The organism is Leifsonia sp. ZF2019, assembly GCF_019924635.1.
Classification (GTDB): Bacteria; Actinomycetota; Actinomycetes; order Actinomycetales; family Microbacteriaceae; genus Leifsonia.
This window is the reverse complement of sequence record NZ_CP065037.1, coordinates 982,521-1,004,055: the sequence shown is the minus strand read 5'-3', so window position 1 is coordinate 1,004,055 and position 21,535 is coordinate 982,521. Positions and strand designations below refer to the sequence as shown.

At 69.2% G+C, this 21,535-nt stretch carries 18 protein-coding genes; 3 read left to right on the top strand and 15 right to left on the bottom strand.

Going from position 1 to position 21,535, the window contains the following annotated elements:
• Positions 1–15: 15 nt before the first annotated feature.
• The 3 genes from IT072_RS05060 to IT072_RS05050 are packed head-to-tail and all read right to left on the bottom strand — an operon-like array spanning position 16 to position 3,110.
• Complete coding sequence (locus IT072_RS05060; RefSeq protein ID WP_223359843.1) at positions 16–912, bottom strand: carbohydrate ABC transporter permease; 897 nt, start codon at positions 910–912, stop codon at positions 16–18.
• Complete coding sequence (locus tag IT072_RS05055) at positions 909–1,862, bottom strand: carbohydrate ABC transporter permease (RefSeq protein ID WP_223359842.1); 954 nt, start codon at positions 1,860–1,862, stop codon at positions 909–911. The genes IT072_RS05060 and IT072_RS05055 overlap by 4 nt, the downstream gene beginning before the upstream one ends.
• Before the next feature lie 6 nt (positions 1,863–1,868).
• Entirely contained in the window at positions 1,869–3,110 is a 1,242-nt protein-coding gene (locus tag IT072_RS05050; RefSeq protein ID WP_223359841.1) for an extracellular solute-binding protein, read from the bottom strand.
• A 300-nt stretch (positions 3,111–3,410) separates the two neighbouring features.
• Between IT072_RS05050 and IT072_RS05045 the strand changes: the two genes are divergently transcribed.
• Positions 3,411–4,196 (top strand): DeoR/GlpR family DNA-binding transcription regulator, encoded by a 786-nt coding sequence (locus tag IT072_RS05045; protein ID WP_223359840.1) that lies wholly within the window; start codon positions 3,411–3,413, stop codon positions 4,194–4,196.
• Positions 4,197–4,243: 47 nt separating this feature from the next.
• Here the strand turns inward: IT072_RS05045 and IT072_RS05040 are convergent, their stop codons facing one another.
• The 12 genes from IT072_RS05040 to IT072_RS04985 all read right to left on the bottom strand — a co-directional run bounded on the left by IT072_RS05040 (position 4,244) and on the right by IT072_RS04985 (position 19,170).
• Positions 4,244–4,732 carry a DUF2247 family protein gene (locus IT072_RS05040; protein WP_223359839.1) on the bottom strand — a complete coding sequence of 163 codons (489 nt, stop codon included), beginning with the start codon at positions 4,730–4,732 and terminating at the stop codon, positions 4,244–4,246.
• Positions 4,733–4,752: 20 nt separating this feature from the next.
• Positions 4,753–6,549 (bottom strand): helicase HerA-like domain-containing protein, encoded by a 1,797-nt coding sequence (locus IT072_RS05035; protein ID WP_223359838.1) that lies wholly within the window; start codon positions 6,547–6,549, stop codon positions 4,753–4,755.
• A gap of 33 nt (positions 6,550–6,582) precedes the next feature.
• On the bottom strand, positions 6,583–7,854 hold the full coding sequence (locus tag IT072_RS05030) for a saccharopine dehydrogenase family protein (RefSeq protein WP_223359837.1): 1,272 nt from the start codon (positions 7,852–7,854) through the stop codon (positions 6,583–6,585).
• A gap of 97 nt (positions 7,855–7,951) precedes the next feature.
• Positions 7,952–8,641 carry a phosphatase PAP2 family protein gene (locus IT072_RS05025; protein ID WP_223359836.1) on the bottom strand — a complete coding sequence of 230 codons (690 nt, stop codon included), beginning with the start codon at positions 8,639–8,641 and terminating at the stop codon, positions 7,952–7,954.
• Between the two features lie 100 nt (positions 8,642–8,741).
• Positions 8,742–9,971 (bottom strand): multidrug effflux MFS transporter, encoded by a 1,230-nt coding sequence (locus tag IT072_RS05020; RefSeq protein ID WP_223359835.1) that lies wholly within the window; start codon positions 9,969–9,971, stop codon positions 8,742–8,744.
• A 318-nt stretch (positions 9,972–10,289) separates the two neighbouring features.
• Positions 10,290–11,474: an ROK family protein gene (locus IT072_RS05015; RefSeq protein WP_223359834.1), complete on the bottom strand. Its 1,185-nt coding sequence runs from the start codon at positions 11,472–11,474 to the stop codon at positions 10,290–10,292.
• A 16-nt stretch (positions 11,475–11,490) separates the two neighbouring features.
• Positions 11,491–13,734, bottom strand: coding sequence for an alpha-xylosidase (gene yicI / locus IT072_RS05010; RefSeq protein ID WP_223359833.1), 2,244 nt, complete (start codon positions 13,732–13,734; stop codon positions 11,491–11,493).
• A gap of 2 nt (positions 13,735–13,736) precedes the next feature.
• Positions 13,737–14,636, bottom strand: coding sequence for a carbohydrate ABC transporter permease (locus IT072_RS05005; protein ID WP_223359832.1), 900 nt, complete (start codon positions 14,634–14,636; stop codon positions 13,737–13,739).
• Positions 14,636–15,592, bottom strand: coding sequence for a carbohydrate ABC transporter permease (locus IT072_RS05000; protein ID WP_223359831.1), 957 nt, complete (start codon positions 15,590–15,592; stop codon positions 14,636–14,638). Before IT072_RS05000 ends, IT072_RS05005 begins: the two co-directional genes overlap by 1 nt.
• Positions 15,593–15,659: 67 nt before the next feature.
• The gene (locus tag IT072_RS04995; RefSeq protein ID WP_223359830.1) at positions 15,660–16,970 is read right to left on the bottom strand and encodes an extracellular solute-binding protein; all 1,311 of its coding nucleotides are present in this window, start codon (positions 16,968–16,970) and stop codon (positions 15,660–15,662) included.
• A gap of 210 nt (positions 16,971–17,180) precedes the next feature.
• Positions 17,181–18,404: an ROK family transcriptional regulator gene (locus IT072_RS04990; RefSeq protein ID WP_223359829.1), complete on the bottom strand. Its 1,224-nt coding sequence runs from the start codon at positions 18,402–18,404 to the stop codon at positions 17,181–17,183.
• Positions 18,405–18,615: 211 nt separating this feature from the next.
• Positions 18,616–19,170, bottom strand: a complete 555-nt coding sequence (locus IT072_RS04985; RefSeq protein WP_223359828.1) for a helix-turn-helix transcriptional regulator — start codon at positions 19,168–19,170, stop codon at positions 18,616–18,618.
• A 49-nt stretch (positions 19,171–19,219) separates the two neighbouring features.
• Here IT072_RS04985 and IT072_RS04980 point away from each other — a divergent pair, with 49 nt between their 5' ends.
• Together IT072_RS04980 and IT072_RS04975 are read left to right on the top strand one after the other, a co-directional pair.
• Positions 19,220–19,954 (top strand): class I SAM-dependent methyltransferase, encoded by a 735-nt coding sequence (locus IT072_RS04980; protein WP_223359827.1) that lies wholly within the window; start codon positions 19,220–19,222, stop codon positions 19,952–19,954.
• A gap of 197 nt (positions 19,955–20,151) precedes the next feature.
• The gene (locus tag IT072_RS04975) at positions 20,152–21,510 is read left to right on the top strand and encodes an alpha/beta hydrolase (RefSeq protein WP_223359826.1); all 1,359 of its coding nucleotides are present in this window, start codon (positions 20,152–20,154) and stop codon (positions 21,508–21,510) included.
• The last annotated feature ends 25 nt before the right edge of the window (positions 21,511–21,535 follow it).

Sequence of the window (21,535 nt, the reverse complement as noted above, 5' to 3'; positions counted from 1 at the left end):
CCACCTCCTCCTGCGCTACTTGACGCTGCCCGCGGTGAGCCCGCCGACCAGACGCTTCTCGATCAGGGCGAAAAGCACCACGACCGGGATCACCGCCACGACGGAGACGGCGAACACGTACTGCCAGGCGGCGTCGTACTGCCCGACGAACTTGGTCAGCGCCACCGACAGCGGCTGATTCGCGTCCGTCGACAGGATCACCAGGCTCGCGGCGAACTCGTTCCAGGAGGCGACGAACGTGTAGATGATCGCCGTCACGATCCCGGGCCACACCAGCGGCAGCTGCACCCGGAGGAGCACCGTCCACTTGCCCGCCCCGTCGAGCTGCGCCGCCTCGTCGACCTCCTTCGGGATCCCCGCGAAGAAGGTGTGCATGATCCAGATGGCGAACGCGATGTTGAACGCGGCGTTGACGAGGATCATCGCCAGCCACGTGTCGTTGAGCCCGAGCGCGACCATCTCCTTGAACAGGCCCGTCGCGAGCACCGTGGGCTGGAGCATCTGCGTCACGATCACCAGGAAGAGGAACACCCCGCGGCCGGGGAACCGGAACCGCGCCGTGTAATACGCCGCGGGCACGCAGACCACCAGCACCAGCACCGTCGCGAACACCGAGATCACGATCGTCGAGACGAGGTTCAGCGGGAGGGGCGTCTCCGGCGTCGACCACATCGTGAGGTAGTTCTCGGGATGCCACTGGTCGGGCAGGTACGTCGGCGGCACCTGGAGGATGTTGTTGCGCGACTTGAACGAGCCGACCAGCATGATCAGGTAGGGCGCGATGAAGACGAGGGCGATCACGATCCCGGCGAGCGTCTTGCCGACGGTCCGCCCCGGCGAGCCCGTGAGGCGGGACCGACGGCGGCGTGCCTGCGGCGCCCCCGCGACGAGGGTCGGGGCCGGCGCGGTCATGCGACCTCCTTCATCGGCTTCACGATCCACAGGTACAGTGCGACGACCACCAGCACGATCAGGAAGTTGATCACGCTGAGGGCGCTCGACAGGTCGATGCGCTGCTCGTTCTGCAACAGCTTGAACACGTAGGTCGTGGTCGTATCCGCCCTGTAGCCGGGGATCGAGCCGGTCATCAGCTTGAGGATCGGGAGCGAGTTGAACACGTTGATGATGTTGATGAGCGTGGCCAGCGCGATCGCGTTGCGCAGGTTCGGCAGCGTCACGCCGAAGTAGGAGCGGAAGGCGCTCGCGCCGTCCACCTTGGCCGCCTCCAGCATGTCGCTCGGGATGCCGGCGAGCCCCGCCAGGATCGTGTATGTCGTGAAGGGCAGCGACACGAAGACGGCGATGCCGATCGATGACAGGAACGCCGGAACCGGCTCCTTCGTGAAGCCGAAGGGCTCCGCGAGCAGATGGACGTCGACGAGGAACTTGTTGATGATCCCGTAGAAGGGGTCGAGGCCGTACACGAAGACGGTCGTCGTCATCACCACGCTCGCCGCCCACGGGATGATGATCGTCATCCGCACCCAGCGTCGGCCCGGGAAGTTCTTGTCGAGGAACTGGGCGAGCGCGAGCCCGATCAGCACGGTGATCGCGACCACGGCGACGACCCAGACGAGGGTGTTCAGCAGGATGCCGGGAAGCTCCGGCCGCGAGAGCACCGTCAGGTAGTTCTGCAGGCCCACGGAGCCGTGGTCCACGCCGGCGATGGAGATCTTCCGCGTCGAGTTGAAGATCATGTACCCGGCGGGGAACAGGACGACGCCGAAGATCAGCAGGAGGGCCGGCAGCGTCCACGGCACGGCATGGAGCAGGTCGGACGCGCCGGAGCGCTTCGGTGGGGACCCGCGGCGGGGGCGGCCGGCAGCCGCCCCCGCGCGAGTCGACTCAGCGGTGCTGGTCATCCGGCGTTACTGGCCGTCGGCCTTGGCCTGGATGGACTTCAGCAGGTCGGCCGGCGCCGCACCCTGCCCGAGCTGACCGATCTGGCTCTGGATCGCGCCCTGCGCCGCCGACCAGTTCGGATTCGTCGACGGGTAGAACTTCGCGTCCGGCAGCAGGTCGAGGAACGGCTTGATGGTCTCGTCCGAGCCCATCTCCTTCGCACCCGACTTGGTCGTCGGCAGGAAGCCCTCCGCGCCCACCCACTTGGTGTAGACCGCCGGAGAGTAGAAGTAGTCCAGGAACTTCGTGATCGCGGCCTTCTTGTCGGTCTTGTTCTTGAAGGCCATCAGGTGGTCCGCGACGCCCAGCGTGAACGACGAGCCGTCCTTGGTCGGGATCGGCGCGACCCCGTAGTTCAGCGACGGGTTCTTGTCCTTGATCTGCCCCACCGTCGGCGGCAGCCCCACCTGCATGCCCAGCTGGCCCTGGATGAAGACGTTGAGCAGCGGCGTGCGGTTGGTCGACCCCGGGTTCGGCTCGGTGTAGCCCTGCTCGATGATCTTCTGCATCTCCGTCGCGCCCTCGACGTTCTCCGGGCTGTCGATCGTGAGCTTCTTGGCGTCGCCGTAGCCTCCGCCGGCCCCGTAGAACCAGAGCGCCGTCTCGGCCTGCGCCTCCTCGCTGCCGAGCGGCATCCCGTACGGCGTGACCCCGGCGGCCTTGAGCTTGCCGGCATCCTCCTCGAACTCGGCCCAGGTCTTCGGCGGCGCGGAGATCCCGGCCTTCGCGAAGTCGTCCTTGTTGTAGAACAGCGCGCGGGCCGACGCGATGAACGGGAGGCCGTACTGCGTGCCGTCGATGCTCGCGTTCTTCTTGAACGCGTCCTGGAAATCGTCGAGCGTGGAGGCCGAGACGATGTCCTTCGCCGGGTAGAGCAGGTCGTCCGCCGCGAATCCGGCGAAGGCGTCGATGTTCAGGATGTCGGGCTGCTTCTGCGCCTGGATGCGCGTCTTGATGACGTTGTTGATGTCGGTCCACGACTCGACGTCGAGGTTCACCGTGATGCCGCTGTTCTTGGCCTCGAAGTCCTTGATGATCTGCTCCCACTCGGCCTTCGTGTTGTCCGAATAGCTCGCGACCATCAGGTCGAGCGACTGCGCGCCGCCGGACGAACCGCCTGACCCGCCGCTGAAGCCGCAGGAGGCGAGTGACAGGGTGGCGACGGCCGCGGTGACGACCGTCGCTCCCCACCGGAGAGACTTCTTCATTGACTTCCCCACTTCTCGAAGAAACACGTGTCGGTACCGCTGACGCGCGTGCGCGCACTGCAGAACCGTTGATCCTTATTGACGCTTTTGCGCGCATATCACGCACCTGCACGCAATGGATGATCGAAAGCATGGACCCTGACGGTGTCTCCGTCAAGGACCGGCGTGCTGATCGCGCCGTGGCGGCCTGCCTCCGCCCGGGGTGATCGAAACTGTTCGCTGGACAACGGCCGCGATCATGAGGGATCATCGACGAAGAGATCCGTGGGACGGATCGGGCGGAACCGAGAGCGGACAGCGATGAACAGAGAGCAACGCCTCGGCGTCGTCCTCGAACTCCTCGCCGAGTCCGGGCAGATCGAGGTGGAGGACCTCGTCGCCAAGCTCAACGTCTCCCCCGCGACGGCACGGCGCGACCTCGATGCGCTCGCCGCGCAGCAGATGCTCACGCGCACCCGCGGTGGGGCGGTCGGCCAATCCGTCGCGTACGACCTGCCCTTCCGCTACAAACACGAGCGGCACGCACCGGAGAAGCTGCGCATCGCCCACGCCGCGAGCGCCCTCGTGCCGCGGGGCTCCGTCGTGGGACTGTGCGGTGGCACGACGAGCACGGCGGTCGCCACCGTTCTGAGCTCGCGCCCGGACGTGCTGGAGCCCTCGCCGTACCCGAACCTCACGGTCGTCACCAACGCCATCAACATCGCGGCGCAGCTCGTGATCCGCCCGCAGATCAAGATCGTCGTCACCGGCGGCGTCGTCCAGTCCCGCAGCTACGAGGTGGTCGGCCCTTACAGCAATGCCGTGCTGGAGCGGATCACCATGGACATCGCGTTCATCGCGGTCGACGGGATCGACCCCGTGATCGGAGCCACCGTGAACGACGAGGGGGAGGCGAGCGTGAACGCCCTCATGGCGCAACGCGCGGCGCGGGCCGTCATCATCGCCGACTCGTCCAAGATCGGCCGCCGGGCCTTCGCGACCCTCGGCGGATCGACGCTGCTCACGACGATCATCACCGACGCCGGCATCACCGACGAGCAGCGGACGGCGTTCATCGAGGCGGGATACGAGCTCATCGTCGTCTGACGCGCTCGGCCACAGCGTCATGCGCCGTTTCGCCCGAGCGCGGAAGGCTATTCGAGACGTCCCTTCGCGCGAAGATGTCCCCAGATCTTCTCGCTGCGGAGGTGGACGGCCAATCGTTCGAGACGGTCGGCCTCGGACGCCATTCCAGGGTGGATCCACCCCACGAACGGCAGAAGACGCTCGTCGTAGTCGAAGAACTCGTAGACGTTCTCGATCGCGAGTCCGGGCTCGGGGAGACGGCGGGCGCGATCGAGACAGAGAGCGATCCACAGCCTCCTGCTCTCCTGGTCGGCCGGTGAGTCCAGACCGCGAATCAAGGCGTCGACGTCCTCCAGCTGATCCGACAACAGAAGCGCAAGAGACTCCGCTGCCTCCGAGAGCTTCTCGCCCCGTTCAAGTCTCCCCAGACAGTAGGCCACCACGGCCTCTGAACGGAGAAGACCACGCTCATAGCCGTAGCGAACGTCCGCCTCGAGCAGGGGTGCGAACGACTCGGCGACGTCAAGGGACACAGCGATCCTGACATCGCTCGACATGGGTTCTCCGTTCAGCAGAGCTAACGCCGTCGCCGGGTGCCGAAGATGCCCTCCACGACGCCGGTGAGGATGTTACGGGTCGCCTTGGAGCCGAGCACCTGCTCCAAGACGTTCGGGGCGGGCTTGCTGGTGGTGCGGCGGGAGGTGGTGCGGGGCGACGTGCTCTTGAGGATGCGCTCGTACTCCTTCTGAGCAGCGGCCTGCGCCTTCGCGTCGGCCTTCGCCTGGGTCTCCGCCTGCTCCGCCGCCTTGGCCGCTGCCGCCGCCGCGTCCAGCTTGCGCGCGAGCAGTTCGCGGGCCGAGTCGCGGTCGATCGGGGTGCCGTACTTCGCCTGCAGCGGCGACGCGGCGACCGCAGCGTCCACCTGGGCCTCCGGTGCCGGGGACATCGACCCCTGCGGGGCCCGCAGCCGCGTCCACGCGACCGGACTGGGGGCGCCCTTCTCGTTCATGACCGTCACGACGGCCTCCCCCGTACCGAGCGATTGGAGCACGGCCGCCAGGTCGTAGCCGGAGGTCGGATAGGTGGAGACGGTCGCTTTCAGCGCCTTGGCGTCGTCGGGGGTGAACGCCCGCAGCTGGTGCTGCACCCGCGACCCCAGTTGGGCCAGCACGTCGCTGGGCACATCCTTCGGCGTCTGCGTGACGAAGAAGATGCCGACGCCCTTCGAGCGGATGAGGCGCACGGTCTGCGTGATCGACGCGAGGAAGTCCTTGGAGGCATCTTTGAAGAGGAGGTGCGCCTCGTCGAAGAAGAACACCAGCTTGGGCTTGTCGAGATCGCCGACCTCGGGAAGATCGTTGAACAGATCGGCGAGCAGCCACATGAGGAAGGTGGAGAAGACGGCGGGCTTGTCCTGCACGCCCGGCACCTCCAGGAGGCTCACCACCCCGGTCCCGTCGGGCGCGACCCGCAGGAACTCGGCCGTGTCGATCTCCGGCTCGCCGAAGAACGCGTCGGCGCCCTGGTCGGCGAAGGCGATCAGCTCGCGCAGGATGACGCCGACGGTCGCGCTGGACAGACCGCCCAGCCCGGCGAGCTCCGGCTTGCCGTCCTCGCTCGTGAGATAGGTGAGCACGGCGCGCAGATCGGACAGGTCGAGAAGCGGCAGCCCCGCCTGGTCGGCATAGTGGAAGACGAGGCCGAGGCTCGACTCCTGCGTGTCGTTGAGCCCGAGCACCTTCGAGAGCAGGAGGGGACCGAACCCGGCGACGGTCGCCCGGACCGGCACACCGCGCCCCACGCCGCCGAGCGAGAAGAACTCGGTCGTCACGGCCCGCGGCGTCCAGTCCTGGCCGATGCCGCGGGTGCGCTCGAGGAGCTTGTCGCTCGCCTCCCCCGCCACGGAGATGCCGGAGAGGTCGCCCTTGATGTCAGCGGCGAAGACCGGTACACCCGCCGCGGCGAGTTGCTCGGCCAGCACCTGCAGCGTCTTGGTCTTACCCGTGCCGGTCGCGCCCGCGACGAGACCGTGCCGGTTCGTCATGGCGAGCGGGATGCGGATGGGCACGTCCGCCACCGGGTCGCCGTTGACCAGCGCGCCGAGCTCCAGCGCGGGAGCGTCGAAGGCGTAGCCGGCACGGATGGCGGCGACGGCTTCCGGGGTGAGCGGGGCGGCGGCAGTGGAGGGCACGGAAGCGGGTGCAGCGGCGGCCGGGGCGGCGGCCTCCTGCGCGGCGGCCTGCTGTGCCTGCGCCGCGGCGGCCTGCTGTGCAACGGCCGCCGCCGCCGCGGCCTCCTGCGCCTTGCGCAGCGCCTCGTCCGCCTCGGCCTGCAGCTTCGCGGCGGTCTCCGCCAGCGCGTCAGCGTCGGTCATGCGGCTCAGCCTACTGACGGGGCGTCGCGTCGCCTAGCGCCCCTCGCGCATCCCCCACTGCTGGCCGTAGCCGCCCGCGTGCTCGGGACGCTCCATGAGCTCGAGGAAGGGCCGGGCCGGAAACGCCTCCGGGCCGAGCACACCGGTCCCGGACCAGGCGCCCTGCGCGAGCAGCTCCAGCGCGATCACGGGGTTGAGCGCGGTCTGCCAGACCACGCACTGGCAGTCGTACTCGCGCATCGTCCACTCGTTGTCACTGACGTGGTACAGGTACACCTCACGGGGCGCGCCGTCGACGCCGATCCCGGTCACGTTCACGCCGGCGCAGGTCTTGCCCGTCATGCGCGGACCGATCGTGGCCGGATCGGGCAGCGCGGCGGCCACGACGTCGCGCGGTGCGACCTCCACCGGTCCCGACGCGCTGCGCACGCGGATCGGGGTCGTCGCATCCAGGCCCAGCAGGTGGAGCGTCTTCAGCACGCCGATGAACTCCTCCCCGAGCCCGTACTTGAACGTCACGCGTTTCGCGTCGAGCCAGCGCGGCATCAAGAGCACCTCCTCGTGCTCGACGTTCACGCACTCGACCGGGCCGATGCCCTCCGGGAAGTCGAAGACCTCCGGCTCGCTGAAGGGCTCCGTGGTTAACCATCCCGTGTCCTTCTCGAAGATCACCGGCGGGTTCAGGCACTCCTCGATCGTCGTCCAGATCGAGAACGACGGTGCGAAGATCTCGGCGCCGGACTCGTCGCGCACCACGAGGTTCGCACCGTCGCGGGTGCCGAGCTCGTCGATGGACGAGAAGAGCTCGTCGGCGGCGTAGCGGGCGAACACGTCGGAGAGCCCCGGTTCGACGCCCATGCCGACCAGCGCGAGCCGCCCTGCCGCCTCCCAATCGCCGCGAACCGCGAACTGGTCGTCGCCGAGCTTGACGCCCGCCTGCTCGTACGGGTGCGTGGGATGCGGCTCGGACAGGCTCATCGCCATGTCGAGGTAATCGGCGCCCGCGGCGAACGCGCCGGCGAAGATGGTCGGGACGAACTTCGGCTCGACGGCGTTCATGACGTGCGTCGCCCGGTGCTCCCGCGCCACGGCCTCCACCGAGTCCGGGTCGGAGGCGTCGATCGCCGCGGTGCGGAACCGTGCGGCGACCTCCGCACCGTGGCGGTCGCGGATCCACGCGACCGTGCGCTCGGCGCGCGATACGTCGTAGTCGCTCACGGTGAGAGTGTCGTAGAACGTGCGGCGTGCGGCGATCTTGGCGATGGCGTCCCCGACGCCTCCGGCGCCGACCAGCAGAATCCTCATGGCCGTCAGGGTAGCGCCCGCGGCCCCTCCCCGCGCCTGCGAAGTTCACGACGTTGCGCCCATTCGGCGCGAATTCGCGCATCCACGTGAACCTCGGCTAGGGGGTGCGCGCGAGGACGAAGGGGTGCGGGAGGCTGCGCTCCCGGGCGAGACGGGAGGCGAGCGGCGCCCAGACGATCACGGCGACCGCGGCGCCGAGCAGCAGCCCGCCGACCGTGTCGCTCATCCAGTGCGCGCCGAGATACGTGCGACTGACGGCCATGAGCAGCGCCCAGGCGATCCCGAGACACCACACCCAGACGCGCGGGAAGAGCAGGGCGAGCACCACGACCATCGTCGCCGCGTTCGCCGTATGCCCCGACGGGAATGAACCGGGATCGGCGCTCACCAGGATCTCGGACGGGCGCGCACGACCGACCGTGTGTTTGAGCAGCTGTACCAGCACCACCGAGAGGATGCTGGCCGACGCGAAGAAGAGCGCGCCCCACGGGCGCCGGAACGCGAGGAGCAGGAGCACGATCAGCACCGGGATGACGACCGAGCCGAGCACACCTCCCCCGGCGTAGTTGAAGAACAGGGCCGGAGCGAGCCAGAACGGGGAGCGGTGCTCGACGATCTCCTCCATCCACTCGAGGTCGAGCGCGAACGGCTCCCGCGGACGGAAGGCGATGATCGCGCCGAGGCCGAGCACCAGCGCGACGGCGACCGACGCCGAGACGACCGGCCAGCGCCTGCTGATCCGTGCAGCTCGCTCGCGCACGGCCCGCTCGTCGGCTTCCGCTCCCATCCCCCCACCGTACCCACACCCGATGCGCGAAGCGTGAGACGGTGCGGGAGCGGGAGCCCGTGGACCAGCGACCATTCACGTCTCGCGGGACTCGGCCCCGCTAGTGGGCGAGGGCGGGGACGCTGCGAGGGCGGACGATGAGCCAGAGGGAGGCGATGGAGACGAGGGCGCAGACGGCCATCACCGTGCCCATCGGGGCGGCGCTGCCGACGCCGAGGATCCCCACGACCGGGGAGACGATTCCGGCGATCCCGAAGTTGAGGGCGCCGAGGAGGCTCGCGGCCGTCCCCGCCTCGTGACCGTGGTTCGCGAGCGCCAGCACCTGCACGCACGGGAAGCCGAAGCCGCAGGCGGCGATGAAGAACCACAGCGGGATCGCCGTTCCCCAGAGTCCGACATGCGCCTGGTCGAGGATCACGATCACGACGGAGGCGGCGAACATGACGACGGTCGAGACGGCCAGGATCCACTGCGGGCCGAAGTACTTCGTCAGGCGCGACGCGGACTGCACGCCGATGATGATGCCGATCGAGTTCACGGCGAAGAGGAGGCCGTACTCCTGCGCGTTGAACCGGTAGAGCTCCTGGAAGATGAACGAGCTCGACGAGAGGTAGGCGAACAGACCGGTGAAGTTCGCGGCGCCGACGATCGCGATCCCGACGAACACGCGGTCGGAGAGCACCGCCTTGTACCGCTGCCCGACCGTCGAGTGGCCCGCGTCGTGACGACGTGCCTTGGGCAACGTCTCGACGATCCAGAGCGAGACGCAGACGACGACGAACGCACCGTAGACGGCGAGCACGACGAAGATGCCGCGCCAGGGCATGACGAGCAGCAGCCACGAGCCGATGACGGGCGCGAGGACGGGGGCGAGGCCGTTGACGAGGGCGAGACGGCTGAGCATCCGGACGAGCGGCCGACCGCCGAACAGGTCGCGCACCATCGCCATGGCGACGACGCCGCCGGCCGCGGCGCCGATGCCCTGCAGGGCGCGGGCGGCCCCGAGCAGCTCCACGTTGGGAGCGAGGGCCGCACCCAGACACGCCAGGATGTGGACGGCGGTCGACACGATCAGCGGTGTGCGCCGCCCGATCTTGTCCGACCAGGGGCCCACCAGCAGCTGGCCGAGGCCGAAGCCGATCGTGGTGGCCGTCAGCGTCAGCTGGATCGCGGCGGTCGAGACACCGAAGTCGGACTGCAGCGTGGGCAGGGCGGGCAGGTAGGTGTCGATCGTGAACGGCCCGAGCGCGGTGAGGGCGCCGAGGATCAGGATGTAGCTCAGGCGCTGGCGGCCGGAGAGCGAGTCGCCGGGATGCACGACGGTGGTCACGAAGAAGGTCCTTGCTGGGTCGGAGGGTCACGGGTGCGGCGCGAACGCGGCGCTCTCCAGACGAAGGAGCGCCGCTCGAAGGAGCACCGCACGAAGAAGCACCGCGTCGAGTTCACGCGGTGCCGGGTGTCCGATCGGCGCCGAGTGTCGAATCGATTCGACTCCGGGACACCACTCATCCTATCGCAGTCGGCCACCGAATGTTACCGTGCACATCCCCCACATTCCGGGGTCCACCGCCTCCGAGACGGCCCAATGTGGGGTACGCGGACGCGAGACGGCCGACAATCGGCCGCGTCGATGACGGGCGGCCATCGATCAGCGCGGGGAAGGCGCGGCGAGGAGGGGCGCGAAGGCGAGCTCGGCGGCGCCGATCATCAGGATGTCGCCGCCGAGCCCGGCGCGCACGATCTGCAGGCGCTCGGCGGACGCGGCCAGCGCCTGCTCTGCGACGAGAGCGGCCAGGCGCTCGGGTGCGAGAGCGTGCAGCGCGCCGAGGAAGCCGCCGAGCACGATCCGCTCGGGCGCGAAGACATTGGTCGCGTTGCGCAGGGCCGTGGCGAGGTAGTCGACCTGGCGGTCCACCTCCGCGGTCACCGCAGCATCACCCGAGGCGACGGCCCCCGCGAGTGCGCGCGCGAGCTCCTCGCCGTCCGCGGCCTCCATGCCGAGAACGGCGAGCAGAGCGCGCTGACTGACCTCCGTCTCCAGGCAGCCGATCGCGCCGCAGTGGCAGCGCACGCCGGACGAGTTGACGAGCGTGTGCCCGAGCTCGCCGGCATAGCCGCTGATGCCGGTGAGCGGCACACCGCCGACGATCACGCCCGCTCCGATGCCGGAGGCTCCGCCGTTGAGATAGACGAGGTCGGAGGCTCCGCGCCCGGCGCCGAACAGGCGCTCGGCGTTGGCGCCCAGGCTCGCGTCGTTGGCGGCCAGCACGGGGTAGCCGGTGGCGGCGGAGAGCTCCGCGGCGAACGGCTCCTCCGCCCACTCGAGGTGCGGAGCGAGCCGCACCACGCCGTCCTCCTCCCGCACGAGACCGGGGACGGCGACACCGATGCCGACGACACGGGAGGCTGCGGCCAGGTCGGGGCGCAGCCCGTCGATCACCGCGGCGGCGACCGCTACGGCCTCCTGCGCGGTCGGCACGTGCCCGGTGGGGAAACGGACCCGCCGGTGCACTACCCCGTCGAGCCCGACGATGCCGACGGTCACCGCGTCGATCTCGGGATTGACGGCGAGCGCCACGACACGGCCGTCCGCGACGACGACCGGCGACGGCCGCCCGACGCGGTTGCTGGTCTCGGGCTCGCGCTCGCGCACGAGCCCGTACTCGACCAGCTCCGCGACGAGCGCCCCGGTGGTCGACCGGTTCAGGCCCGTCGCCTGGGTCAGGGCGGACCGGGCCTGCGGACCGTCACGGTGGACCATCCCGAGCACCACGGCGAGGTTGTGCCGCCGCACCGTGTCGAGGTTCGTCCCCGCCGTCGTCTTGCCGTTCATGGTCCCGAGTACTGTATTACAGCTCGGCGCGACCCCCGCTGGACACGACGCTGCGGCCGGTGGCGACATCCCTCAGCGTGAACGGGTGCGAGGCCGGACCGGAGGCCAACAGTCCCTCCCCTGCGCGCGTGACGACGTACTCCGCGGTCTCGCCATCGGGAGTCGTCACGGTGACCGCGCGCTCGCCGTCCGGTCCGGGGTAGGCGGCCAGGGTCAGGCCCTCCCGGTAGTCGTAGTCCGGCCGGTCGTCGCGGCCGCCGAGCGGCAGCACGGCCCCTTCGCGCACATAGAGCGGGAGGCTGTCGAAGGCGTGGGTCTCGCGCCGCCACGCTCCGCCCTCGACGCGCTCTCCGGTCAGCAGCGAGGTCCACGTGCCCGCGGGCAGGTAGAACTCCACATCGGCCGGCGAGAACACAGGCGCGACGAGGAGATCGGGGCCGAGGAGGTACTGCCGGTCGAGGTGGTCGACGGCGGGATCGCCGGGGAACTCGAGCTGCAGCGGCCGCATGACGGGCGTGCCCCGCAGCACGGCCTCCCGCCCCGCGGCGTACAGGTACGGCATGAGGCGCAGCTTCAGCTTCGTGAAGCGGCGCGTGACCTCCACCGCCTCCTCGTCGAATGCCCATGGCACCCGCACCGAGTCGCTGCCATGCAGCCGGGAATGGCTCGACAGGAGCCCGAACGCGGTCCAGCGCTTGAAGACGCCCGGGTCCGGCGTCCCCTCGAAGCCGCCGATGTCGTGGCTCCAGAAGCCGAACCCGCTGAACGCGAGCGAGAGCCCGCCACGGAGGGTCTCGGCCATCGACTCGTACGAGGACGTGTTGTCGCCGCCCCAGTGCACCGGCATGGTCTGGCCGCCCGTGGTCGCCGACCGGGCGAACAGCACCGCGTCCCCGGCCCCGCGCGCCTCCTGCAGCACGGCGAAGACCGCCTCGTTGTAGAGCTGCGTGTAGTAGTTGTGCATGCGCTCCGGCGAGGAGCCGTCGAAGTACTCGACCTCGAGCGGGATGCGCTCGCCGAAGTCGGTCTTGAAGCAGTCGACGCCCTGGGCGACGAGCCGACGCAGGTGGTCCTGGTACCAGCGGGTCGCCTCCGGGTTCGTGAAGTCGACGAGGCCCATCCCGGCCTGCCACAGGTCCCACTGCCAGGCGGAGCCGTCCGGCCGCTTCACGAGGTAGCCGGCGGCCGCGGCCTCCGCGAAGAGCGGCGAGCGCTGCCCGATGTACGGGTTGATCCACACGCAGACGCGCAGATCCTTCGAGTGCAGACGGGCCAGCATCCCCTCCGGGTCGGGGAAGGTGCGCGGGTCCCACTCGAAGTCGCACCAGTTGAACTCGCGCATCCAGAAGCAGTCGAAGTGGAACACCGAGAGGGGGAGGTCGCGCTCGGCCATCCCGTCGATGAAGGAGGTGACGGTCGCCTCGTCGTACGACGTGGTGAAGCTCGTCGAGAGCCACAGCCCGTACGACCAGGCGGGCACGGAGGCGGGGCGGCCGGTCAGTGCCGTGTACCGTTCCAGGATGTCCTTGGGCGTCGCACCGTGGATCACGAAGTATTCGAGGCTCTCCCCCGGCACGGAGAACTGCACGCGCTCCACCGATTCCGATCCGATCTCGTACGAGACGTGCCCGGGGTGGTTCACCAGCACGCCGTAGCCGCGGTTGGTCAGATAGAACGGGACGTTCTTGTAGGCCTGCTCGCTGGAGGTGCCGCCGTCGGCGTTCCAGATGTCGACGGTCTGCCCGTTCTTCACCAGCGGCCCGAACCGCTCCCCCAGCCCGTAGACCAGCTCGCCGACGCCGAGCGCCAGCTGCTCGTGCATGTATGCGCCCTCACCGGTGACGGTCATGTGTGCCAGCGACTTGTGCCCGCTGGAGGTGAGCACACGGTCCCCGGCGGAGAACGTCAGCGACCAGGGCGCGCCGCGGCGGATCGTCGCGACGAGGTCGCCACTGCGCAGCGTCCCGCCCTCGTCGTCGACCGCGACCTCGGCGTGGCCCGACTCGGCGGCGAGCGCGAACGCCGGGCCGGACGCCGCGCCCTGCCAGTGCTCCACGCGCACGCCGATGACATTCGGCAGCGGCGAGTGGAGGGTGACCGTGAGAGTGGGGCGGTTGAGGGTGTCGCCGCGGCGCTCGATGACTTTGCCGGGCGCGGTGATCGTGACCGTTCCGTCGCCGGCGGTCACGTCGTACGCCTCCTGGGCGTAGACGGGCGTGACGCCGTCGCGGAGCTGCCAGAAACCATCGGTGAACTTCATTGCTACTTGACTGCTCCTGCTGTGATGCCCCGGGTGAGGGTGCGCTGGAAGATGAGGAAGAAGACGAGGGTGGGGATGAGGCCGAGGAGCGCCGACGCGGAGGTGGTGGTCACGTCCATCAGCCGGTCGCCCTGCAGCGCGCTGATCGCGACGGGCACGGTCTGGTTGTCGTTGGAGACCAGGAACGTCAGCGGGATGAGGAACTCGTTCCACGTCCAGATGAAGAAGAAGATCAGGAGCACGCTCAGCGTCGGCCGCGAGATCGGAACGACGACCCGCCAGAGGATCCGCCAGCGTCCGGCGCCGTCGAGCGACGCCGCCTCCAGAACCTCCTTGGGGAACGTGCCGTAGACGCTGGAGAGCAGGTAGGTTCCGAACGCGCTCTGGATCACCGTGAAGATGATGATGACGCTCCACACGTTGTCGTAGAGGCCGACCTGCTTGAACATGTAGTAGAGCGGGTAGAGCAGCGCCTCCTGGGGCAGCATGTTCGCGAGCAGGAAGAGCACGATGATCCAGGTGCGCGCCTTCACCCGGCCGATGCCGAGCGCGTAGGCGTTGAGCACCGAGATGACCACGGCGAGGATCGAGACCACGCCCGAGATGAAGATCGAGTTCCAGAGCTTCTCGGGGAAGTTGACGCGGTTCCAGAAGTTCACGATGCCGTCCGTGTAGAACGACGTCGGGAGCTGGAGGGGGCCGCCGGAGTTGTAGTCGGCCGGGCTCTTGAACGAGTTGATCACGATGAGCAGGAACGGGAACGCGATCCCGATGCCGATGCCGATGGCGACCACGAGGATCACCCAGTCGGTCACGGTCTTCTTGGGCTTCTGCCGCTTGAGCTTGCGCGGGGCGGCGGAGGTCGGGGCGCCGGTGCGGCGGCGTTCGATGGTGGTGGACATCAGCTCTCGTTCTCCCGGCGCTCCGCCCGGTTCTGGGCGACGATGAAGAGGATGGCGACGGCGACGATGACCACGGTCAACGCGGTCGCGATCGTGGCGCCGTATCCCACCTGCTGGCTCTGGAAGAACTCGCTGTAGGAGTAGTAGCTCGGCACCATGGTCGCGGTGCCCGGGCCGCCGCGGGTGAGGGTGTAGACCGGGCCGAACACCTTCAGCGCCGCGATGGTGCAGGTGAGGGTGACGACGAAGATCTCCGGGCGGATGATCGAGACGGTGATGGCGCGGAACCGCTGGAACCAGTTGGCGCCGTCCAGCTCCGCCGCCTCGTACAGCTCGGGGTCGACGCGCTGCAGGGCGGCCATGAAGATGACGATCGGGTAGCCGAGCTGCACCCAGACCATGACGGCCATGATCGACGCGAGCGCGGTGTCCGGGCTGCCCAGCCAGTTGTGCTGGAGGTCGCCCAGCCCGATCGCGGCGAGGATGGTGTTGAGCGCGCCGTTGTCGGGCCGCAGGATCCAGCCGATCACGATGGCCGCGATGACCACCGGCAGGATCTGCGGCAGGTAGTAGGTCGCCCGTAGGAAGCTCGCGAGCCTCCCGCCGAACTTCTTGCCGACGAGGTCGAACAGCATCGCGGCCAGGATGAGGCCGAGGAGGGTGGGGATGACCACCATCGCGACGATCATGGCGATCGAGTTGCCGAACGACGTCCAGAACTTGTCGTCGCCGAACAGGCGCACCCAGTTGCTGACGCCGATGAACTTGGGCGGGCGGATGCCGCGGTAGCTCGTGAAGCTGAGGTAGACGTTCCAGACCAGCGGGATCAGGACGATCACCGCGAGCAGGACGAACCCCGGCAGCAGGTACCACCAGAACGATCCGCGGCCGCTGCTCGGCAGCAGCGAGTCTCCGCCGCGCTTCCGCGACGCCGCGCGCACGTCGACTGCGACCATGCGTTGCTCCTTGCTGTGGGCCGCGCGGGCCGGCCGCCCTGTCGCGACGGCCGGCCTGCGCGGAGGGTTACTGGTTGACGATCTGGTCGACGCCGTCCTGGTACTCGCTGCCGAGCTCCTTGTTGACGGCGGCCGGGTCCTTCGTCCCGTTGATGAGCTCCTGCAGACCGGCGTTCAGCTGGTCGTAGAAGGTCGGGGTGGGCCAGTCGGGGTAGAAGGCGATGCCGTCCTCCCCGGTGAGGGTGTTGAAGTTGGCGATCAGCTCCTTCGACTTCTCGTCGGTGATGTCGCTGGTCTTCGCCGCGACGGGCACGCCGCCGTTGTTGCCGATGAGGGCCTGGATCTTGTCGCTCATCGTGATGTCGATGAACTTCTCGGCGAGCCCCTTGTTCTTGGCGTTCTCGGGGATGACCCACATGTTGCCGGCCGAGCCGGGCGACATCTTCGTTCCCGGGTAGAGGAAGGTGCCCCAGTCGTAGTTCGTGATCTCGGACTGGAACCGGCCGTACCACCAGCTGCCGGAGAAGAAGATCGGGTACTTGCCCGCGATGAACGCGGTCCCGGCGTCCTCCGCCTTCAGCCCGGAGGCGTCCTTCGAGATGTAGCCCTTCTGCACCCAGTCGTCGACGGTCTTCGTCGCGTACGCGAGCTCGCTGCCCTGCCAGTCGACCTTGCCCTTGTAGAGCTGGTAGTCGTCGACGAAGGAGCGGTCGGCCTTGGTCAGCGCGAGCTGGTACCAGAGCTGGCCGAGCGGGTATTCGGCCGCCGACTCCGCGAGCGGGGTGATGCCGTTGTCCTTGAACTTCTGCAGCGCGGCGACGAACTCGTCCTGCGTCTTCGGCACCTCGATGCCGTACTTCGCGAACATGTCCTTGTTGTAGTAGACCTCGACGTACTCGCCGTAGTTCGGGATGCCGTACCAGGAACCCGACCCCATGATGCCCTTATCGTCATACTTGGCGGTGGTCTGGAGGCTCGATGCGAGCTTCGTGTCCCAGCCGTACTTCTTCACGGCGTCGTCGAGGTTGGTGAGCAGGCCCTGGCTGGCCAGCAGGCCGGCGGTCGCGTTGCCCTTGTTGTACTCGAGGATGTCCGGGGCCTCGTTGGAGTTGAGGACCTGGGAGGCGGTGGAGCGGATCTGCTCGAAGGCTTTCGCCTCGAATTTCACCTTCGCTCCCGTCTCCTTCTCGAAGTCGGCGATGGCCTGGTTCCAGGCCTTGCCCATCGCGGAGTCCTCGCCCTCGTAGTGCCAGAGGGTGAGGGTCTTGCCGGTTCCGTCGGTGCTGTCCGAGCCGGCGTCGGACGTGCCGGAGCAGCCCGCCAGCAGCAGTGCACCGGCGGCGAGAGCGGCGCCCAGTGCGAGGTGCCTCGTGCGCATCGTTTACCTCCTTGTAGTGGAGTGGACGCGCGTCTGCAGGTCTCGCAGCCACTCCGATGCATTTTGTTGACGAACACAACATAAACGACGGTGCAGGAGATTGCAAGCAGATTTCTTCGCCGGATACCAAGCAACGCAAAGGAAACCGATTAGTTTGCGAACACAACAATGGAAGCCCAGTGGGTGAGCCCGGGCCGGGAGGCGCCAAGACTACGCGGCGAGCGCGCGCGCCGGGTCCGCGATGAGCTCGGCGAACACGAGCTCGGCGGCGCCGATCAGCATCTGGTCGGTGCCGAGCAACGCCTCGGTCACGGCGACGCCGTCCCGCGACGAGTGGATCACGTCGCCGAGCACGTCGGGCGCGCCGTGCGCCTGAGCTCCCCGGTACAACGCGGCGAGGAATCCGCCGAGCACGACGACGGACGGGTTGAAGACGTTGACGGCGCTGCGGGTCGCGATGCGGAGGGATTCGTACTGCCGTTCCACGACCGCGCGCGCGACAGGGTCATCGGTCGCGATCAGTCGATCGGCCAGCTCTGCGGCCTGCGCGGAGTCGAGGCCCACCGCGGCGAGCAGTTCGGCCTGCGTGACCTCCGCCTCGAGGCATCCGCGCGCACCGCAGGGGCACGCGCGCCCGTCGGAGCGGACGAACGTGTGACCGAACTCGCCCGCGTAGCCGGAGGCCCCGGTGAGCAAGCGGCCGCCGCTGATCCCGCCGCCACCGATGCCCGAGGCACCGCCGATCATGTAGACGAGATCGTCGATCCCGCGCCCGGCTCCGAACGCGCTCTCGGCCCGGAGCCCGAGGACGGCGGCGTTGGCCGCCCACACCCGAAGCCCCGTCGACTCCCCCAGCATGGCGGCCAGCGGCTCGTCGACCCAGCCGAAGTGGGTGGCCTCCCGCACCATGCCGTCGGAGAGCCGCACCTGACCGGGCACGGCGACGCCGATGCCGGCGACCCGAATCCCCGTCTCCCCCGCGAGCATCCCCGCGATGCCCGCCGACGCCAGGCCGACCGTCTCCCCCACGCTCCGCGCGGACGCAGTCTCGACCCGGATGCGCTTGAGCACCCGCCCGCCCAGCCCGACCAGCCCGATGATGACGGCGTCGACCTCCGGGTTCACGGCCACCGCCGCCACCTGGTCGGAGACGCGGACGAGCGGGCTCGGCCGCCCGCGGGCCGCACGCACACCCGGCTCGGCGACGGAAGCGGGTGACTCGTCCACGACCACCAGCCCGAGCGCCGCCAGCTCACCGACCAGGTCGCCGACGGTCGACCGGTTGAGCCCGGTCAGGCGCGTCAGGTCGCTGCGGGAGAGCGCCCCCTCCCGATGCACGAGCCCGAGGACGGTCGCCAGATTGTTCCGCCGTAGCGCGTCCGTCGCGCCGCCCGTGGCGTGCCGCACGGTGCTGAGCTCGGAGGGCGACGACATGATCCGACAATAGCCCCGCGCGGAGGTCGCAGATGCGACGTCGTCCTGCGCGCTGCCTCCTGGTCGGCTGCATCTGGTCGGCTCTCCGGATGGCCGAACGGCCCACATGGTCTGGGCGCCGCCCGATCGCGGGTGGACGCGCCGCTCACGGCAGACACGACACGATGGGGATCGTTGCCGCTTCTCGAGCGGTAGCGGGAATGCGAGCTCGTCACGGGTCGGAAGTGCGACTTCCTGAGTGGTTTGCGCGGAGGCGAGCGCGGTATTCCGCGCACCAGTCCCGGTCGGCGCGGAGGCCGCGCCAGGTGAGCCGGAAGATCTCGGTCACATGCGAGGGGCCGAGCTCCTCCGAGCGAGCGATCATCGCATCCTCGCTCTCGAGTGCTTGGTCGAGGAGCCGGATGCGGGAGGCGAGTCCCGCGTCCAGCTCCTCGCTGGTCAGGCTGGGGGTGAAGTAGAGCAGCGGAAGCAGGCTCATCGGGCGGAAGTCGCGCTCGTGGAGCAGCTCGAGCAGGAGCCGGCGCAGCTGCTCGTGCCCGGCGGGAGTGCAACGGTGCTCGGCGGCTCGCCCGCGCGAGCCCGCCACGGGCTCGACAGCACCCTGGGCAGTGAGGGTGCGGAGCTGCTGGTAGATCGATGCCGGTGCGATCGTGGTCCATCGAGAGACGGCCCACTCGTCGAGGGTCTTCTCGATCCCGTACCCACTGATCGGATTCCGGTAAGCGACGACACCCAGCACCATCAGGCGTGTGCTCCGTCTCGACATCCCCGCTTCCTCCTTCTACACTTACTAAAACTATAGTAGGAGGGTTCGGATGGCGACGCAGAGACCGCACGGCGACTATGGCATCGATGCCCCGTGGGTGCCGTGGATGTGGGTGGGCTACACCGTCGTCTACGCGGCGCTCACCGTCGCTGCCGCCACGCTCTGGGAAGCCTGGTGGTGGGTGGTCGTGATCCTCGGTCTGGTCACGGTGGCCTCGGCGGCGGGCGCGGTGCTCTATTGGCACACCTCGCTGCGCGGCAAGTTCATACTCTGGGACGGGCTTCTCGACCGGGTGACGCTTCCTCCCGGCGCCTCCATCCTCGACGTGGGATGCGGGCACGGCACTGTCTCGATCATGGCCGCGCTGCGGTTCCCGGGGATGACCGTGACGGGCATCGACCTCTGGCGCTCGGTCGACCAGTCCGGCAACACGCTCACCGCAGCTCAGGCCAACGCGGCGGTCAACGGCGTCGAGGATCGAGTCCGGTTCGAGACCGGGGACATGACCGAGCTCCCCTATCCCGATGGCTCCTTCGAGCTGGTGACCGCGAGCCTCGCGATCCACAACATCCAGACTCGCGAGGCACGCCGCCGGGCGATCGGAGAGGCTGTGCGGGTCCTTGCGCCCGGCGGTCGCATCGTCATCGCCGACATCCGCCGCGCCGGCGAATACGCCGATGACCTCCGCGCCGCGGGCCTCACCGTGACGACCGCTCCGCTGGGCTGGCGCGGCTGGTGGAGCGGACCGTGGGTGGCGACGACCGCCGTCGACGCGACCCGCTGACGGTCGAGCCGGACCTGCACAGAGCGCCCGCATCTCCATCGTCGAAGGCGGGCCTCCGCGAAATGGATGTGCGGCGAAGGCTCCGTTCCCCGGTGCGTCGAACAGCGCGGGGGCGAACCTCAGCGGAGGCCGGATCTCCACCTCGGGTCCACTCACGGGTCGATCCGATCGCGGCCGGGCGTTCTTAGCGTGAAGGCATGTCCTCCCGCATTCCGGTTTCCGTCTCCGCCTCCCGCGTTCTCGCCACCGTCGCCGGCGCCATCGCCCTTGCCGTCGGTATCGCCGATGTCGGTCCCTGGGCCTCCGCCGGCCTGCCCGTCGCCGGCGGGATCCTGCTCGGGGCCGCAGTGCTGTTCTGGGTCGGGGTGATCCTGCAGCGCCGTCCCGGGCGGTCCGGGCGGTGGTGGATCGGCTCGGCCGCCGTCTCCGCCCTCACGGCAGGAGTCATCCACCTGGCCGTCGGCGGCGGCGCGGCGGGATCCGTCCCCGCCGCCCTCGGAGTGGCGTCGGCGATTCTCGCGCTGATTCCCGCAGCCGGCCGCCGGTGGACACCGCCCGCCTTCGGTGCCCGGCGCCTCGGCGGGGCGGTCGGGGTCACCGTCATCGTGCTCGCCGGCATGACCGCAGCGGGCGCAGCGGCCGTGAGCGCCCCCTGCTCCTTCCCCCGTGTCAGCGCGAGCGGGCTGGACGTCTCGTCGACCGGTCCGAGCAGCGGCGCAGGGATGCGACCGTCCGGGACGGCGCGGGCGACCGACGGCACACGGCTGGCCTACTACGCGTTCGCACCCGCCCATCCGATCGCCTCGCTCGTCTTCTTCCACGGCTCGGGTGCGAACAGCACGCTCGGATACCTGGGCTTCGGACACGCTCTGGCCGAGAGCGGCGTCGCCGCCTATCTGTTCGATGTCCGCGGCCACGGCGCCTCCGGTGGCCCGCGCGGCGACACCCCGTCCCCCGGTCAGCTGGTCTCGGACACCTCGACCGCGGTCGGCGTCGCGTCCCGGGCGCATCCCGGCCTGCCGGTGTTCGTCGGCGGCCACTCGGCCGGCGCGGGGATCGTGCTCAACAGCGCGGCGTCACTCGGTTCCCGGGTGCGTGGATACGTGCTCGTCGCACCCGACTTCGGCCTCCACTCCGGCACGGAGTCGGTCGCCGACGCGTCGAACTTCGCCACGGTCTGCCAGCCCCCGCTCGTCGCGGCCACCCTCAGCAACGGGCTGGTCGATGCACACCGGGACGCCGTCGCGTTCGCCTACACGCCCGCACAGGTACGCTCCGGGCTCATCCCCCGCTACACCGCGGCCATGGCGATCGGCCAGAACGTCACCGACGCGCGCGGGATCCTGAGCCGTCTCCGCCACCCCGTCGGCGTGTGGATCGGCTCGCGCGACGAGGTCTTCGACCCGGCGCGGGTGGCCGCCTTCGCACACGCCGCCCCGCAGCGCCTTCTGACGACCTCGATCGTCCCGGGTGCCACCCATCTGTCGGTGCTCGACGGTGTCGGCGGGGACGTCGGACAGTGGATCCGGGGGCAGGTCCGCATCGGAGGCGACTGATCAGCCGCGTTGGTCCGACGGGAGT

What these genes read in the sequence shown, in the direction of transcription:
- IT072_RS05060 (WP_223359843.1), bottom strand. Translation starts at nt 912, where the DNA reads ATGACCGCGCCGGCCCCGACCCTCGTCGCGGGGGCGCCGCAGGCACGC.
- IT072_RS05055 (WP_223359842.1), bottom strand. Translation starts at nt 1,862, where the DNA reads ATGACCAGCACCGCTGAGTCGACTCGCGCGGGGGCGGCTGCCGGCCGC.
- IT072_RS05050 (WP_223359841.1), bottom strand. Translation starts at nt 3,110, where the DNA reads ATGAAGAAGTCTCTCCGGTGGGGAGCGACGGTCGTCACCGCGGCCGTC.
- IT072_RS05045 (WP_223359840.1), top strand. Translation starts at nt 3,411, where the DNA reads ATGAACAGAGAGCAACGCCTCGGCGTCGTCCTCGAACTCCTCGCCGAG.
- IT072_RS05040 (WP_223359839.1), bottom strand. Translation starts at nt 4,732, where the DNA reads ATGTCGAGCGATGTCAGGATCGCTGTGTCCCTTGACGTCGCCGAGTCG.
- IT072_RS05035 (WP_223359838.1), bottom strand. Translation starts at nt 6,549, where the DNA reads ATGACCGACGCTGACGCGCTGGCGGAGACCGCCGCGAAGCTGCAGGCC.
- IT072_RS05030 (WP_223359837.1), bottom strand. Translation starts at nt 7,854, where the DNA reads ATGAGGATTCTGCTGGTCGGCGCCGGAGGCGTCGGGGACGCCATCGCC.
- IT072_RS05025 (WP_223359836.1), bottom strand. Translation starts at nt 8,641, where the DNA reads ATGGGAGCGGAAGCCGACGAGCGGGCCGTGCGCGAGCGAGCTGCACGG.
- IT072_RS05015 (WP_223359834.1), bottom strand. Translation starts at nt 11,474, where the DNA reads ATGAACGGCAAGACGACGGCGGGGACGAACCTCGACACGGTGCGGCGG.
- yicI (WP_223359833.1), bottom strand. Translation starts at nt 13,734, where the DNA reads ATGAAGTTCACCGATGGTTTCTGGCAGCTCCGCGACGGCGTCACGCCC.
- IT072_RS05005 (WP_223359832.1), bottom strand. Translation starts at nt 14,636, where the DNA reads ATGTCCACCACCATCGAACGCCGCCGCACCGGCGCCCCGACCTCCGCC.
- IT072_RS05000 (WP_223359831.1), bottom strand. Translation starts at nt 15,592, where the DNA reads ATGGTCGCAGTCGACGTGCGCGCGGCGTCGCGGAAGCGCGGCGGAGAC.
- IT072_RS04995 (WP_223359830.1), bottom strand. Translation starts at nt 16,970, where the DNA reads ATGCGCACGAGGCACCTCGCACTGGGCGCCGCTCTCGCCGCCGGTGCA.
- IT072_RS04990 (WP_223359829.1), bottom strand. Translation starts at nt 18,404, where the DNA reads ATGTCGTCGCCCTCCGAGCTCAGCACCGTGCGGCACGCCACGGGCGGC.
- IT072_RS04985 (WP_223359828.1), bottom strand. Translation starts at nt 19,170, where the DNA reads ATGTCGAGACGGAGCACACGCCTGATGGTGCTGGGTGTCGTCGCTTAC.
- IT072_RS04980 (WP_223359827.1), top strand. Translation starts at nt 19,220, where the DNA reads ATGGCGACGCAGAGACCGCACGGCGACTATGGCATCGATGCCCCGTGG.
- IT072_RS04975 (WP_223359826.1), top strand. Translation starts at nt 20,152, where the DNA reads ATGTCCTCCCGCATTCCGGTTTCCGTCTCCGCCTCCCGCGTTCTCGCC.